Source organism: Streptomyces sp. NPDC091416 (assembly GCF_044756845.1).
Taxonomy (GTDB): domain Bacteria; phylum Actinomycetota; class Actinomycetes; order Streptomycetales; family Streptomycetaceae; genus Streptomyces.
Genome location: NZ_JBIVTU010000004.1, coordinates 485,953 through 501,593, shown reverse-complemented (window position 1 = coordinate 501,593; position 15,641 = coordinate 485,953). Strand labels below are relative to the sequence as shown.

Sequence of the window (15,641 nt, the reverse complement as noted above, 5' to 3'; positions counted from 1 at the left end):
GGGGAGCTTCGTTTATCCACACTAAGGACAAAGTTGGTGTCATTGCTGCCATAGCTATTGGCGAGTCGCGAAAAGAGGTCTAGCTTCATGCGCTGTTGCAGTGACCGAAGCTGTTGCAGCGACCAAAGAGGGGTGGGTGACCACATGCAGCGCACACCACATCACAGGTCCGGATCACGACGCGGGCTTGCGGCGGCCGTGGCGGCCGGCGCATTGACCGCGTCCCTGCTCGGCGGCAACGCCGCCAGCGCCGGAACGAATCCCGGCGCGCCGGAGTCCATGGCGACAACGTTGTCCCTGCCGTCGCCACCGGGCGGCGCCAACGTCAAGGTGCTCGTCTTCCACGCCTCCGCCACCGAGGAGTCCCCGACGGTCGACGCCGGGATCGCGGCGATCGAGAAGATCGGGCTCAGCGGGCCGGAGGCGGGCAGATTCAGGACGGTGGCCACCGACGACGCCTCCGTCTTCACCAACGGCAAGCAGCTCGGGAAGTACAACGCCGTCGTCTTCCTGACGGGTGGCGGCGATGTGCTGGACCCGGAGCAGGAGGCCGGTCTCGAGGCGTACATGGAGGCCGGCGGAGGCTTCCTCGGCATCCATGACGCGGCGCGCACCGAGCCGTACTCGGACTGGTTCACCGGACTGGTCGGAGCGCGTCCGGCGGCCGGCAGCCCGACCTCCGTACAGCGTGCGACGGTGGAGATCGGCGACCGGCAGCATCCGGCGACGAAGAACCTGCCGCTGGAGTGGAAGCGTCCGGACAAGTGGCTGAACTGGAAGGACAATCCGTCCGGGGACGTCCACACCGTGGCCCGGGTCCGGGAGATCACGTACAAGCCGGGCACGAGCGCCAACGGCTGGGACCACCCGGTCTCCTGGTGCCGCGACTACGACGGCGGCCGGTCCTTCTACACCGCCATGGGCGGCACCGTCGACAGCTTCGCCGAGGCGGACTTCCGCGACCACCTGCGCGGCGCGCTCGACTGGACGACCCGGATCTCGCAGGCCGACTGCAAGGCGACGATCACCTCCAACTACACGGCGGAGCGGGTCACTCAGCCCAACCAGCCCGGCAAGAACGACCAGATCGGCGAGCCGCACGGCCTGGTGACCGCCCCCGACGGGCGCGTCCTGTACATCGGCCGGGGCGGCGCGGACAGCAGCGTCCCGATCGTCACCGACTGGGCCGACCCGAACGTCGGCAAGGGTCTGGGCCAGATCCACGTCTACGACCCGAAGACCAGGAAGGTCACTCTCGCCGGTGAGCTGACGGTCTTCGGCAACAAGGGCGGCGGCGACGAGACGGTCAAGGTCGAGGAGGGTCTGCTCGGCATCGAGCTCGACCCGGACTTCGAGAAGAACGGCTGGGTGTATCTGCACTACACGCCCCACGACAAGCTCGACCGCGACAAGCAGATGGCGGTCCGCCAGGTCTCCCGTTTCACCCTCGACCTGACCACGGACAAGCTGGATCTGTCCTCCGAGAAGGTGCTGCTCCAGTGGCCGGTCCAGGTCCACAGCTGCTGCCACGCCGGCGGCGGCATGGCGTGGGACTCCAAGGGCAACCTGTACATCGCGACCGGTGACAACAACTCCTCCGGTTTCAGCGACGGTTACTCGGGCAACAACCCGCAGCCCAACTACAAGGGCGTCTCGTTCGCCGACGCCCGCCGGACCGCGGGCAACACGAACAACCTCAACGGGAAGATCCTGCGGATCCACCCCGAGGACGACGGCACGTACACGCTGCCGGCCGGCAACCTCTTCACGGGCAAGGAGCCGGACGAGGGCGGCGGCAAGACCCGCGGCGAGATCTATGTGATGGGCGTGCGCAACCCGGCCCGGATCTCGGTCGACAAGTCGACCGACACGCTGTACGCGGGCTGGGTCGGTCCCGACGCGGGCGCCCCGAGCACCACCTGGGGTCCGGCCAAGTACGACACGTTCGCCGCGATCACCCAGGCGGGCAACCACGGCTGGCCGTACTGCATGGGCAACAAGCAGCCCTACCGGGACCGCAATCTGCCCGATCCCACCAAGCCGCTCGGCTGGTACGACTGCGACCACCCCAGGAACGAGTCGCCGAACAACGACGGTCTCGTGAAGCTGCCGCCGGTCACCTCCAACACCATCTGGTACTCGCCCCAGGGCGGTGGCGTGGACTACCCCCGCGACGCCAACGGCATCCCGAGCTACAAGGTCGAGGACCAGAAGGAACTCCTGCCCTGGCTCAAGGGCGGCGGCCAGGCCACCATGAACGGCCCGGTCTACCGGTACGACGCGGCGAGCACCAGCGCCGACAAGTGGCCGTCGTACTGGGACGGCAAGTGGTTCGTCGGTGACTTCTACGACGACACCCAGCCGCGGCACGCCGTGCTCACCGACCCGAGGACGGTCGGCAAGGGCGGTCTGCCCACGCACGCCGAGTCGCTCAAGAAGATCATCCCGGTGGGCTCGGACGGCATCCGCAATCTGATGGACTGGAAGTTCGCCCCGGACGGTTCGCTGTACGTCCTGGACTACGGGCGCGGCTTCTTCACCTCCGACTCCAAGTCCGCGCTGTGGCGTGTGACGTACAAGGGCGGCGGAGCGACCCCGGCCGTCAAGGACCTGGCCAGGAAGGCGGCAGTGCAGTGAGCCACCGTTCGATCTTCTCCCGAAGGCGGCTGAGGCCCGCGAGGCTGTGGCTCGCGCTGCTGGGGTCGTTCCTGATGGTGCTGGGGCTGACGTCGACGGCGGCGTACGGCCGTACGGCGGCGCCGGCGGACGCGGCGGCCGACCAGGTGCTGACCTGGACGGCGGGCAACCCCATCGACCACTACCTCTCGGCACCGAAGACGGCGGTGGCCGGCAAGGCGACCATCGTCTTCGAGAACAGTGAGGCGACCGGCAACACCACGGGTATGCCGCACACGCTGACCTTCAGCGTGTCGGACCCGGAGTTCAACAACGACGTCCCGCTGAACCTGCTGGCCAACCCGGGCGACGACCAGGGCGGCAAGCAGACGGCGGAGGTCACCCTCTCCCCCGGCCGGTACTTCTACCACTGCACGATGCCGGGGCACGAGGCGATGCAGGGCATCCTGACCGTGACCGAAGGGGGCGGCGGTGAGGACACCACCGCGCCCGAGACCTCGGCGAAGGTCGACGGCGACAAGAACGCCGACGGCGCGTACATCGGCCAGGCCACCGTCACCCTCGCCGCCACCGACGAGGGTTCGGGCGTCGACACCGTCGAGTACGCGGTCGGGGCGGACGGCGCCTGGCAGCCGTACACCGTGCCGGTCGTCGTGAACGAGGTCGGCTCGCACGCCATCCGGTACCGCGCCACCGACAAGGCGGGCAACGCGGCCGCGGAGAAGACGGCCGAGTTCGCGGTCGCCGCTCCGCCGACGGACGACACGACGGCACCCGAGACCTCGGCGACCGTGTCCGGGGAGAAGGACGACCAGGGCCGGTACCTGGGCATGGCGACCGTCACCGTCACCGCGTCCGACACGGGTTCGGGCGTCAACACCATCGAGTACGCGGTCGGGGCGGACGGTGCCTGGCAGGCGTACGCCGGTCCCGTGATGGTCCACGCGGTGGGGGCGCAGAAGGTCCGCTACCGCGCCACCGACAGGGCGGGCAACGCGGCCGCGGAGAAGGCGGTGGACTTCACCGTCGTCGAGCCGCCGACCGAGGACACGACGGCACCCGAGACGTCCGCGAAGGCCGAGGGCGACAAGAACTCGGACGGCGCCTACCTCACCAGTGCCAAGGTGACGGTCACCGCGACCGACGCCGGCAGCGGGGTGGACAAGATCGAGTACTCGCTGGACGGCGGCCCGTACCTCGCGTACACGGCCACCGTCATCGTCGACCGGATCGGCTACCACACGGTCGCCCATCGGGCCACGGACAAGGCGGGCAACACGTCCGAGGCGCGGCAGGTGTCGTTCACCGTCGCCCGGAGCGGCGGCGTACCGGCGCCCAACTGCCCGGAGTTCGACGAGCGGCTCACCGTCATCGTGGGCACCGTCGACACCGGGGTCCCCAACCGCATCACCGGGAACCGCTGCACCATCAACGAGCTGATCGAGGACGAGAAGGACTGGTCGTCGCACGCGCTGTTCCTCAAGCACGTCGACAAGGTCCTCGACAAGCTGCTCGCCGCCGGGGTGATCGACGCCCGCGAGCACAAGAAGATCTACCGGGCGGCCAAGCAGTCCGGCATCGGCAAGCCGGGCCAGGACGAGGGCTACACCAAGCTCTTCGACGGCACGGCCGCCTCGCTCGCCAAGTGGCAGCAGGTGGGTGGCGGGCAGTTCGCGCTCAACGAGGCGGACAGCGCGATCACCAGTTCCACCACGGTGGACGGCATGGGCATGCTGTGGTTCCCGGGCCGCCAGTACGGGGACTTCTCGCTGAAGCTCCAGTGGCGGGACGACGCCCCCGGCACGGGCAACGCCAACGGCGGCGTGTTCGTACGCTTCCCGAACGTCCACGACAATCCGGAGGAGCCGAATCCGGAGTGGGTCGCCATCAAGTACGGCCATGAGATCCAGGTCAACGACCGGCCGGACGGCGACATGTACAAGACGGGTTCCGTGTACGGGTTCGACCGGGTGGGTCTCGCGGGTGCCGGGGTCACGCCCAAGGGGACCTGGAACGACTACGAGATCCGGGTGGTGGACCAGCACTACTCGATCTACCGCAACGGTGTCCTGCTCAACGAGTTCGACAACACCGGCGGCCAGCTCTTCGAGCCGCCCCGGGGTGACGACCCGGGTACCGACGGCCGGCGGTACGCCTCCGGTTACATCGGGCTCCAGGTCCACAGCACCTCGGACGTGATCTCCTACCGGGACATCCGGATCAAGGAGCTGTAGCCGTACCGTTCGGCATCAGGTGGCCGCGGCCGCATGCTCGGGCATGCGGTCGCGGCCTCCGGGGTGCCGGTGGCGCCACACCCAGAAAACCGTGATGGAGACCAGGCACCAGACCGCGAGCACCAGGAAGGGAAAGAGCTTCTGGTGGCCCTGGTAGTAGACGGCGGTGTGCTGCGCGTTGACGGAGGCGCCCGGCGGCAGCCAGCGTCCGATGTGCCCGAGCAGGGAGGGCAGCAGCGGCCAGGACACGGCCCCGCCGGAGGACGGGTTGCCCAGCAGTACCATCACGCCCCAGGTCGGGAGCATGGCCCAGCGCCCCATCAGGGTGTTGAACATGGTGAAGACCATGCCCGAGGTGAACATCGTGAACGCCAGGATCAGCCAGGACTCGGCGAAGGGCAGATCGACGGCGCCCAGCAGCCAGTCCACCACCGCCGCGATGGCGAAGGCGCCCAGCAGCGAGTAGGCGACGGTGAACGCGATCCGCTCCAGGGGGATCAGGCTCCTGGCGTGCACGCTCAGCTGGATGGAGCCGACGAAGCCCACGATCACGGCGGCGAGCGAGATGTAGAAGAGCGCGAGCCCTCGGGGGTCGCCCTTCTGGAGCGGCTTGACGTCCACGACGGCGACCGGGATACCCAGCCGGTCCCCCACCTTCACAGCGGATTCGGCGAGCAGCTGGGCGACGGCGGCGCCGGAGGCGCTCGCCACGTCGAGCTCCACCCCGCGGCTGCCCGAGCGCACGATCGTGAAGACCTCCTGCTCCTCCAGCGCCTCACGCGCCGCGGCCGGCGTCCGGTAGACGTGGATGACGAGCGAGGCGTCGAGGGCCTGGTCCATCGCGGCGACGAACTCCTTGCCGCGGGCCGTGTCCGGCTGGCTGACCACGGCGGCCGGAATCCGGTGGGGGGTCGGATTGGCCATCGCATACGTGTACGAGCCGGCGAAGAGCCCCGCGGCCGCGGCGAGGATGAACAGCAGGACCGTCGCCGGGAAGTAGGGCGACTCCTTGAACGCCGCCCACTTCTCGCCCCTGGTCAGCGGCCTGCCGTGCGCCCCGTGGGGCGCCCCGTGAGGTCCCTCGGGCCGCGCCTCGGGCTCCTGGCCGGATGTGCTCATGCGCCACTGCCCTCGTCGTGGCGGGCGCGGCTGGGCTGCACGCGTTTCGGTTCGCCCGGCATCTTCGGGTACTCCGGCGGGTAGGGCAGGTCGCCCGGGCCGCCGTCGCTCTCGTGGCGGTCGGCGAGCTCCAGCAGCGAGTCGAGCCGGAAGGCCTCCTGGTCCATGTCCTCGTGCACGTCGCCCAGTTCCGCGTAGCGCACGGGCATGGTCCGGATGTCGAAGTCGCGCGGCTCGGCGTCGTCGATCTCGTCCCAGCGCAGCGGCGCGGAGACCGGGGCGTGCGGGCGGGGGCGTACCGAGTAGGCGGAGGCGATCGTGCGGTCCCTGGCCGTCTGGTTGTAGTCGACGAAGATCCGCTCCCCGCGCTCCTCCTTCCACCAGGCGGTCGTCACCCGGTCGGGCATCCGGCTCTCCAGCTCGCGTCCCACCGCGATGGCCGCCCGCCGGACCTCGGTGAACGTCCAGCGGGCCTCGATGGGCACGAAGACGTGGATGCCCCGGCCGCCGGACGTCTTGGGCCAGCCGCGAAGTCCGTGCTCGTCCAGGACCGCACGCAGCTCGTGGGCGGCCCGGACGGCGTCGGAGTAGTCGGTGCCGGGCTGCGGGTCCAGGTCGATGCGCAGCTCGTCGGGGTGGTCGGTGTCTCCGCCGCGGACCGGCCAGGGATGGAAGGTGAGCGTCCCCAGGTTGGCGGCCCAGACGACGGCGGCGATCTCGGTGGGGCACATCTCGCGGGCGGACCGGCCGCTGGGAAAGGAGATCTCGGTCGTGGGGATCCATTCGGGAAGGTTCTTCGGGGCGCGCTTCTGGTAGAAGAACTCGCCCTCGACCCCGTCCACGAAGCGCTGGAGCGTGGTGGGCCGGTTGCGCAGGGCACGCAGGATCCCGGGTCCCACGGCCAGGAAGTACTCGGCCACGTCCCGCTTCGTGTAGCCCTTCTCCGGGAAGTAGATCTTGTCCGGATTGGACAGCCGTACGGCCCGTCCCGCCGCTTCCAGCTCCACCGCTTTGCCCGCTGCTGCCATGTCGGCCACGGTAGGCGGGGCACACATATGCCGCATATCGGAAGACTCCGGTCGCCACACGGTTCAGAATCGGGACATGGACCTGCCGGTGATGCCGCCCGTGAAGCCGATGCTCGCGAAGTCCGTGAAGCGGATCCCGCCCGGCATGAGCTACGAGGCGAAGTGGGACGGCTTCCGGGCGATCGTGCACCGGGACGGCGACGAGGTGGTGATCGGCAGCCGTACCGGCAAGCCTCTGACCCGCTACTTCCCCGAAGTGGTCGCCGCGGTCCGGGAGAATCTTCCGCCGCGCTGTGTCGTCGACGGCGAGATCGTGGTGGCGTACGACGGCCGGCTGGACTTCGACCGGCTGAGCGAGCGCATCCACCCCGCCGACTCCCGGGTACGGCTGCTGGCCGGGCAGACCCCGGCGAGCCTGGTCGTCTTCGATCTCCTCGCGCTGGGCGACGACTCGCTCCTGGGCACCCTGCAGTCGGACCGGCGGACGGTGCTGGAGGCCGCGCTCGCCGATGCCTCACCACCGGTCCATCTCGCTCCGTCGACCACCGATCCGGCCGTGGCGCAGGAGTGGTTCGAGCAGTACGAGGGCGCGGGCCTGGACGGGGTCGTCGCCAAGCCGCTCGATCTGCCGTACCGGCCGGACACCCGCGCCATGTACAAGATCAAGCACGAGCGCACCGCGGACTGCGTGGTGGCGGGGTACCGCTTCCACAAGAGCGGCCCGGTCGTCGGCTCACTGCTGCTCGGGCTCCACGACGACCAGGGCACTCTGCAGCACGTGGGCGTCTGCGCGGCCTTCCCGATGAAGCGCCGCGCCGAGCTGGTCACCGAGCTGGAGCCCCTGGTGACCGATGTCGCAGGGCATCCGTGGGGTTCGTGGGCGGACGCCGAGGCGCACGCGGGCTCCCGGATGCCCGGCGCCCCGAGCCGCTGGTCGGGGAAGAAGGACATGTCCTGGGTGGCGCTGCGTCCGGAGCGGGTCTGCGAGGTGGCGTACGACCACATGGAGGGCGACCGGTTCCGGCACACGACCCAGTTCCGCCGGTGGCGGCCGGACCGCACCCCCGACAGCTGCACCTACGCGCAGCTGGAAGAGGTGGTGCGGTACGACCTGGCCGAGGTGCTGTCGGCGGGCGGCTGAGGCCACCGCACGCCGGTGCTCAGTCCGCGGTCGGTGGCACCGATGCCGTGGAGCACGGCTCCTCGGTGTCCGTCGGATCGGGCTCGGGCGTCTGTGTGGGGTCCGTCGTCTCCGTCGGGTCCGGGGACGCCGGGTCCGTCGGGCAGCCGGGCTCGCCGGGGTCGGGCGGCGTGGTGCCGGGGTCGGGCGTGGCGCCCGGGTCGGGAGTCGTCGTCGGGCCGGGGTCGGGGGATCCGGTGTCGGTGGGGTCGGGCGTGGTGCCCGGATCCGGGGAACCGCCGGGGTCCGGGGAGCCCGTGTCGCCCGGCGACGGGCTCGTGCCCGGGCCGACGGTGCCCGGCGCGGTGGGGCGCGTGGAGTGGCTGGGCTGTGGGCCGATCTCGATGCCGCCACCACTGTCGCCGTCGCCGCCCCCGCCCGGCCCGCCGACGGGACGCCTGGCCTCGTTCGGGCTGCCGGCGCCGGGGCTCCTGGGCACCGTTCCCTGGCCGTCGGGCACCACGTGGACGCCGTTGCGGTAGAACGACAGCCACAGGAGCACGGTGCGCAGATAGGTGTCCGAGTGGTTGTAGCTGAGGATCGCCCGGTCCAGGTCGGCGCGCACCGCCAGATCGCGGGTTCCGGCGCAGAGATAGGCTCCGGCGGCCAGGGAAGCGTCGTAGATGTTGCCCGGGTCCCTGCGTCCGTCGCCGTTGCCGTCCTTCGCCCAGTTCGCCCAGGTCGACGGGATGAACTGCATCGGGCCGACCGCCCGGTCGTAGGTCCTGTCCCCGTCGTACGCGCCGCCGTCCGTGTCGGGGATGTTCGCGAACCCGGCGCCGTTGAGCACCGGTCCCAGGATCGGGGAGAGCGTCGTGCCGTGGCGGTCGACCCGTCCGCCGGCCGCGTGCCCGGACTCGACCTTGCCGATCGCCGCCAGTAACTGCCACGGCAGCCGGCAGCCCGGGTCACTGCTCCTCAGCGAGCTCTCCGCCTTGCGGTACGCGGCGAGCACCGTGGAAGGGATTCCCGCCTCGGCCCAGGACTGGACGGCGGCCTTGCTCTGCTTGACGCCGGGCTCGGGCGGCTCGGGGCTCTTCAGGGGCGGGAGTTCGGTGTGGTAGGAGTCGTCGTTGGTCACCTGCGACCACGTGACCTCGTCCGTCTCCGTGTTCTGCCGCTGCGCCTCGTCGTGCGCGACGAGCCCCGGTGCCTGGGACGCGGTGAGCGCTGCCATCGCGGCGACGGCGGCTGCGGTGCCGCCGATTCCGCGGCGCATGGTGCCGTTGAACCTCATGCGTGCTCTCCTCTCCCCGGATCACCGGGTGAACGTATCGATGGCCGATATCCGCCAGCTGCCGCCCCGGCGCACAGCGTCCACGGTGAACATGGCCGCGGCGTAGGTGGTCTCCTGCGACTTGCCCGTACGGGTGTTGCTCTGGTCGGCGAAGATGATCAGCCGGGCGCGGTCGCCGTCGAGCAGCTCCACCCCGCTCTCGGTGACGGTCGTGGTGAGCACGAGCTTCTGCTTCGGCGCCTGCGCCCGTACCTCGGCGAGCATGTCCTCGTGCTGCTGAACGGCCTTGCCCGTCAGGTACTTCTTCACCGCGGCGTCGGCCTTGGCGGGCGAGGCGTAGTTGTACGAGAACACCGCGCCGACTGCCTCGGTGACCTGCCCCTTCACCTCGCTGGTGCGGGCGATGTCGGTGAGCGCGGTGTTCTGCCGGCTCGGTTCGTCGTTCAGGGCGGCGGCCGAGGTGAACGCCCAGGCCGCGAAGGCGCCGAGGAGGACGGTGAGGGCGCAGAGCACGGCGGGCAGGGTGATGCGGAGACGGTCGCGGGGACGGGGCGGCCGGCCGGAGGCCGGATCCTTCTCCTCCTCCTGCTCCTTCGTCTCCTCGTCCGCCTCCGGCTTCTGCTCCTTCTTCTCCTCGTCCGCCTCCGACTCCTGCTGCTCCGGTTCGTCCGGTGATTGCCCCGCGGGCGTCTCGGGGTCGACGGGCTTGCGTGCGGTCGTGGGCGTGGCGGTGCGTTCGGCGGCGACGGTGGCCAGGCGGCGCTGCCGGTTGACGAGGTGACGGGTCGTCGACATGTCCGGGGTCCTCTCGGTGCGGGGTGGGAGTCGGTGGCGTCAGCCGGCGGTGTTGCCGACGGGTGCCTGGCCGAGGGCGCTGAGCTTCCACCCTTCGGGGGTGCGCGTGAGCTGGCCCAGCATCCGGCTCTCCTTGACCGCCGGCTTGCCCTGGGGCGCGGTCACGGTCACCCGAAGCGCCACCATCACGCCCGCCTTGCCGGCCCGGTCGTCGAGCTCGGTGACCGCACCGGACAGCACCTTGGCCGTGCTGACGGTCTTCGCCTCCTGGATCTGCTTCACGAACCCGTCCCGTCCGTCGACGAGTTGCTGGTGCAGGTCCCCGGTGGTGGAGTCCTCCCAGCTGTCGAGCCCCTTGGCGAGCTGCTCGTGATCGAGCGTGTTCATGTTCTGCACGGCCTGCTCACCGGCGGCCAGCGCGTCGTCGCGGACCTGGGCGTACGCCGCCGAGTCGTCGTGCGCCGCCTGGTACCGGGCCACTCCGCCCCAGCCCGCGGCGCCGGCCGCTGCGACGGTCAGCACGATCGCTGCCGCCACCAGCGGGTTCCTCGTCATCCGTACCCGTGCCATCGCTGCCTCTCCCTGCCGTGCCTGTTGCCGTGTCGTGCGGTCGTGCGGGCGGGTGCGCTAGCGGGCGTCGATCTCCACGATCGTCCACCGGCCTTCCCGGAGTTGCGCCGTGACGGAGAGCTGCGCCGCCGCGGTGCTCGGCGCCTTGCCCTGGCGCTCGTACACCTGGTCCATGAAGACCAGGAGGTGCGCGCTGTCGTCGGTCAGCCGGGTCACCCCGGCCCGTACGACATGGGTGGTGAGGGTCAGCTTCTGGTCGGCGGCCTGTTTCTCGACCTGGCCGAAGAGCGCCGCGTACTGCTGGAGGGCCTTGCCCGCCAGCAGTTGCTGCGCGGACGCCTTGGTCGCGGCGGTGTCGCCGGGTCCGTAGGAGAAGACCTTGCCGAGGGCGTTGGTGACGTCTCCGGCGACCTGCGTGGTCCTCGCGCTGTCCGTCAGCGCCTTGTTGGAGCCCGCGGGGGTGTCGCGGAGCTGCCGGCCCGCGACGTAGAGCGCACCACCGGCGGCGAGCAGGACGACGACGAGCACTCCGGCCAGCACGCGGGGCCACCGCCGGCCGGACCCGGTTCCCGTCGGGTCACCCCCGGAGGAACCCGAACCCGAGCCCGCATCCGCACCCGCACCTGAACCGGCATCGGTGTCCGTGCCGGTGCCGGTCTCGCTCGCGCCCGCAGCGGGTCCGGGCACGACGGCTTCCCCGTCGGCCTCGACGTCCGTCTCGTCGGTCACGACGTCCGTCGTGCTCCCGCTGCCCGGCTTCATGCGCCGCCTCCTGTGCCGAGCGCCGTGAGCGCCTTGATCTTCCAGCCGTTCCCGGTCCGGACGAGCGTGGCCTCGAAGCGTTTGCGCTCGGTGCCGGCCCTTCCGGTACGCGGGGTGACCGCGACGTCGACGGTGGCGATCATCAAAGCGGTGCCCGTCCGTTCGTCGACTTCGGTGAGCGCCGCGTCGGTGACCTTTCCGCGCGCCGTGGTGCCGGACTTCCTCAGCTCGGCGGCGTCCTTCTCGCGGGTGCGCTTGAGCTGGTCGTGCAGCGGGCCGGTGGACGCGTCCAGCCAGGCGGCGAGACCGGCGTCGACGCTCGCGCCGTCCTTGCCGTCGAGGCTGTTGAGCCGGGCCAGGTCCACCCTGCCGTCGGCCAGCGCGGCGTCCCGGCTCTTGGCGTACGCCAGGTCGTCGTCGCCCCGCGCCTGCGCGTACGACCAGCCACCGAGGCCGCAGACCAGCGCGGCGACGAGCAGCACGGCCCAGCCGCTGAATGTGCGGGTACGGGAGGTCATGCGCCGCCCTCCCGTCCCAGGCCCAGCAGTCCGGCCATTCCGTCGGCTGCGGGGGCGTCGTCCGCCACCACGCCGAGCACTCCGGGCAGCCGGTCGCCCGTGCCGTCACCGAGGAGCAGCGTGCCGGGCTTCGCGGGTGCGGGCAGGGCGCCGCCCTTCGGGGCGTTCGCGGCGCCGCGGACGTTGATCCCGGTGCCGGGCGACGAAGTGCACCGGGCCTTGGCGTTGAGCGCGGGCGCGGGTGCGAGATCGAGCCCGTTGCGGTACTTCGTGGCGCCGTAGCCGGCGGTGCACGGCAGGGGTTCGAAGAAGGTGACCGACATGCCGAACCGGGCGCCGTCCCCGTCGACCGCGCTGGCACCGGCGGCCGCGACGGCCGGGAGCTTCACCAGGAGTTCCTCCAGGCCGCGCTGGCGGGTGACGGCGACGTCCGAGGTGGTGAGGAGGTTGGCGACGACGACTCCGAAGTTCGGGTCGAGGTCGCGCAGCAGCCCGCTGATCTGTCCGGTCGCGTCGGGTGCGGCGGCGATCAGTCTGCGCAGGTCGGTGTCCGAGCCCTTCAGCTGGGCGGCCAGTTCCTTCGCGCCGGAGGCGAAGCCCTTGAGCGCCTCGCCCTGTTCGGCCTGGGTGCGCAGTACGGTCTCGCCGTCGGCCATCAGCTTGGTGTTGACAGGCAGTGCCTCGTCGGCCGCCTCGACGAATTCGCTGCCGGTGTCCAGGAGGACCTGGAGGTCGTCGCCGCGTCCGGAGAACGCGGTGCCGAACTCGTCGACCACGGTGCGCAGCGACTCCAGGTCGACCGAGGAGGCCAGGTCGTTGACGCTGGTGAGGACATTGGTGACCGGCGCCGGGACGGTGGTCTCGGCCTGGTCGATGACCGAGCCGTTGGCGAGGTAGGGGCCCTCGGTACGGGTCGGCCGCAGGTCGACGTACTGCTCACCGACCGCGGAGAGGCTGGCCACGACGGCTTGCAGGTCGTCGGGGATGGAGGGCGCGGACTTCTTGATGCGCAGTTCGGCCTCCACGCCGTCGTCGGTGAGCTCGATGGGGCCGACGCGACCCACGGACACGCCGCGGTAGGTGACGTTGGAGTGGGTGAACAGGCCTCCGGTGCGCGGGAGTTGCATCTTCACGGTGTAGTAGTCGCGCATGCCGACGTAATGGCCGAGGTCGGCGTACCGCACGCCCAGATGGCCGAGCACCAGCACCGCGATGATCAGGAAGGCGATGTTCTTCAGCCGGATGGCGAGAGTGATCATCAGCTGCTCCCCTCGCTGGCCGGAGTCTCGTTGGCCGGATTCGCAGGGGCAGAGGTCGCGGGCGCCGAGGTCGCGGGCAGCGGCAGCGGCAGTCCGGCACCGGCGACCGCCTTCGCCCCGGCCGGGGGCTGCGCCTCCTCCGGTTGCAACGCCGGAATGATCTGTGTGCCGGGTGCGGCCGTCATGTCCAGATACACGTTGAGGTAGTCGCCCTTCACGCCGCGCAGCACCTCGTCCGTGAACGGGTAGGTGAGCAGCACCTGGAGCGAGTCGGGCAGGTCGTCGCCGGAGTCGGCCAGGGCCCTGAGGGTGGGGGCGATGGCCTTCAGGTCGGCGATCGTGTCCGCCTTGCTCTTGTTGATGGTGGTGACGGCGACGGTGGAGAGCGTGTCCAGGGACCGCAGCATCGTCAGGAGCGAGCCGCGCTGCTTCTCCAGGACCTTCATCCCGGGGCTGAGTCCGGTGAGGACCTTTCCGACGTCCTGCTTGCGGGTGGCGAGCGTGGTGGAGAGCCGGTTGACGCCGTCGAGCGCCGCTGTGATGTCGCCGCGGTGGTTGTCGAGGTTGGTGACGAGTGTGTCGACCCTGCGGAGCATGGACCGGACCTGCGGTTCCTGACCGGTGAGCGCCTTGTTGAGTTCGGTGGTGATGGTCTTCAGCTGGTTGATGCCGCCTCCGTTGAGGAGCATCGACAGGGCGCCGAAGACCTCCTCGACCTCCGGGTTCCGGTTGGTCCGGGTGAGCGGTATCCGGTCGCCCGAGGCGAGGGTTCCCACGGCGTTGCCGCTCGCGGGGGGCGAGAGCTGGATGTACTTCTCGCCCAGCAGGCTCGACTGCTCCAGGTGCGCGTAGGCGTTGGCGGGCAGTCTGATCTTCCCGTTGACCTTCATCGTGACCCGGGCCTGCCAGGTGTCCGGGGCCAGGGAGATCTTGGTGACGCGGCCGACGGCGACGTCGTTGACCTTCACCGAGGACTGCGGGGCGAGGCTGAGTACGTCCCCGAAGTCCGCCGTGATCTCGTACGGATGGTCGCCGAGGTCCGCGCCGCCGGGCAGCGGCACGTCCTCGATGCCCGAGAAGCCCGGGGCGCCGCATCCGGTGACGAGGAGCGTGCAGCAGAGGCCGAACGCGATCAGGGTGGATGCGCCCGTGGTCGCGAGGGCGCCGGGTCTGCGCAGGGTCCGGCTCACTGGTTCGCCCCCTTCTTGTCGTTCCTGCTGTCCCGCGTCGTGCCGTAGACGGTGCCCACGGCCGGCAGAGGCAGCGAGGGCAGCGCCTGCTGCTGTTCCGCGTCGACCGGCGAAAGCCCTTCGAGGGCGCTGGACGCGGCCAGCAGCGGACCGCCCATGCTGAGCTCGTTGAGGTTGGTCCGGCCGTTGAGTGTGCGGTGGGCCGGGTCGTACGCGTTCAGGACGTTGCCCGCCGACAGCGGCAGCGTGTCGAGCGATTCGGCCAGTGAGGCCCGCTGGTCGACGAGCGTCTGCGTGATCGGCATCAGGGCGTCGACGTTCTCCTTGAGCGCGCCCCGGTTGTCCTTGATGAACGTCTTGACCTGGCCGAGGGCGGTGCCGAGTTCCTTGAGCGCGGCCCCGAGGTTCTTCTTGTCGTCCGCCAGGAAGCCGGTGACGGAGTTCAGCTGGTCCTCGGCCGTCCGCACGTTGCTGTCGTTGTCCTTCAGCATGGTGGTGAACGTCTGGAGGTAGGACAGCGTGTCGAAGAGGTTCCCGCTGCTCCTGTCGAGGGTCTTCGTCGCCTTGCCGAACTGCTCGATGGAGTCGCCGATGTCCTTGCCGTTGCCCTTGAGGTTCTTGGCGCCGGTGTCCAGCAGCCCGGCGAAAGCCCCCTCCGCGTTCGCCCCGTCCGGGCCGAGCGCGGCGGAGATCTCGGTGATGGACTCGTAGAGCTGGTCCACCTCGACCGGTGTGGCGTTCTTCCCGGCGGGCAGTTCGGCTCCGTCGGCGAGGACCGCTCCCCCGGTGTACGCGGGGGCGAGCTGTACGTACCGGTCGGCGACGAGGCTGGGGGCGACGACGACGGCGTGCACGTCCTCGGGGACCTGGATGCCCTTGTCGACCCGCAGGACGACCTTGACGTCCTTTCCTCGTGGTTCGACCGACTCGACGGTGCCGACCTGGACACCGAGGATCCGCAGGTCGGATCCGGCGTAGATGCCGGTCGCCCGGTCGAAGTACGCGGTGACGGTCGTCGTGCCCTCTTCCTCCATGGCCATCACACCGGTGGTGGCCGCGACGGCCACGACCGCGAGGCCGGCCCCGATGCCGATGATGCGGGTGAGTCTCAT

General features: G+C 70.4%; 13 protein-coding genes. 3 read left to right on the top strand and 10 right to left on the bottom strand.

The features are described from left to right. Nucleotides 1-144 precede the first annotated feature (144 nt). Nucleotides 145-2,637 carry a ThuA domain-containing protein gene (locus ACIQMX_RS15720; RefSeq protein ID WP_402478264.1) on the top strand — a complete coding sequence of 831 codons (2,493 nt, stop codon included), beginning with the start codon at nucleotides 145-147 and terminating at the stop codon, nucleotides 2,635-2,637. Nucleotides 2,638-2,711: 74 nt separating this feature from the next. After that, nucleotides 2,712-4,871 carry an OmpL47-type beta-barrel domain-containing protein gene (locus ACIQMX_RS15715; RefSeq protein ID WP_402478490.1) on the top strand — a complete coding sequence of 720 codons (2,160 nt, stop codon included), beginning with the start codon at nucleotides 2,712-2,714 and terminating at the stop codon, nucleotides 4,869-4,871. Between the two features lie 15 nt (nucleotides 4,872-4,886). On the opposite strand, the gene ACIQMX_RS15710 is transcribed toward ACIQMX_RS15715, so the two are convergent. Next, nucleotides 4,887-5,990, bottom strand: coding sequence for an ABC transporter permease (locus ACIQMX_RS15710; protein WP_363074304.1), 1,104 nt, complete (start codon nucleotides 5,988-5,990; stop codon nucleotides 4,887-4,889). Beyond that, the gene (ligD, locus tag ACIQMX_RS15705; RefSeq protein WP_363074442.1) at nucleotides 5,987-6,997 is read right to left on the bottom strand and encodes a non-homologous end-joining DNA ligase; all 1,011 of its coding nucleotides are present in this window, start codon (nucleotides 6,995-6,997) and stop codon (nucleotides 5,987-5,989) included. Before ligD ends, ACIQMX_RS15710 begins: the two co-directional genes overlap by 4 nt. A 97-nt stretch (nucleotides 6,998-7,094) precedes the next feature. Between ligD and ACIQMX_RS15700 the strand changes: the two genes are divergently transcribed. After that, nucleotides 7,095-8,159 carry an ATP-dependent DNA ligase gene (locus tag ACIQMX_RS15700; protein ID WP_402478261.1) on the top strand — a complete coding sequence of 355 codons (1,065 nt, stop codon included), beginning with the start codon at nucleotides 7,095-7,097 and terminating at the stop codon, nucleotides 8,157-8,159. Nucleotides 8,160-8,178: 19 nt separating this feature from the next. Here ACIQMX_RS15700 and ACIQMX_RS15695 read toward each other — a convergent pair whose 3' ends face one another. The 8 genes from ACIQMX_RS15695 to ACIQMX_RS15660 form a co-directional block, all read right to left on the bottom strand. After that, the gene (locus ACIQMX_RS15695) at nucleotides 8,179-9,435 is read right to left on the bottom strand and encodes a lytic murein transglycosylase (protein ID WP_402478258.1); all 1,257 of its coding nucleotides are present in this window, start codon (nucleotides 9,433-9,435) and stop codon (nucleotides 8,179-8,181) included. Between the two features lie 21 nt (nucleotides 9,436-9,456). Further along, complete coding sequence (locus ACIQMX_RS15690) at nucleotides 9,457-10,230, bottom strand: hypothetical protein (RefSeq protein WP_402478255.1); 774 nt, start codon at nucleotides 10,228-10,230, stop codon at nucleotides 9,457-9,459. A 39-nt stretch (nucleotides 10,231-10,269) separates the two neighbouring features. Continuing rightward, complete coding sequence (locus ACIQMX_RS15685; RefSeq protein WP_363074441.1) at nucleotides 10,270-10,767, bottom strand: nuclear transport factor 2 family protein; 498 nt, start codon at nucleotides 10,765-10,767, stop codon at nucleotides 10,270-10,272. A gap of 90 nt (nucleotides 10,768-10,857) precedes the next feature. Then, complete coding sequence (locus ACIQMX_RS15680; protein WP_402478252.1) at nucleotides 10,858-11,562, bottom strand: hypothetical protein; 705 nt, start codon at nucleotides 11,560-11,562, stop codon at nucleotides 10,858-10,860. After that, nucleotides 11,559-12,080, bottom strand: coding sequence for a hypothetical protein (locus ACIQMX_RS15675; protein WP_402478250.1), 522 nt, complete (start codon nucleotides 12,078-12,080; stop codon nucleotides 11,559-11,561). Before ACIQMX_RS15675 ends, ACIQMX_RS15680 begins: the two co-directional genes overlap by 4 nt. Further along, entirely contained in the window at nucleotides 12,077-13,339 is a 1,263-nt protein-coding gene (locus ACIQMX_RS15670; RefSeq protein WP_402478247.1) for an MCE family protein, read from the bottom strand. Before ACIQMX_RS15670 ends, ACIQMX_RS15675 begins: the two co-directional genes overlap by 4 nt. Continuing rightward, the gene (locus ACIQMX_RS15665; protein ID WP_402478244.1) at nucleotides 13,339-14,529 is read right to left on the bottom strand and encodes an MCE family protein; all 1,191 of its coding nucleotides are present in this window, start codon (nucleotides 14,527-14,529) and stop codon (nucleotides 13,339-13,341) included. Before ACIQMX_RS15665 ends, ACIQMX_RS15670 begins: the two co-directional genes overlap by 1 nt. Continuing rightward, complete coding sequence (locus ACIQMX_RS15660) at nucleotides 14,526-15,641, bottom strand: MCE family protein (RefSeq protein WP_363074289.1); 1,116 nt, start codon at nucleotides 15,639-15,641, stop codon at nucleotides 14,526-14,528. Before ACIQMX_RS15660 ends, ACIQMX_RS15665 begins: the two co-directional genes overlap by 4 nt.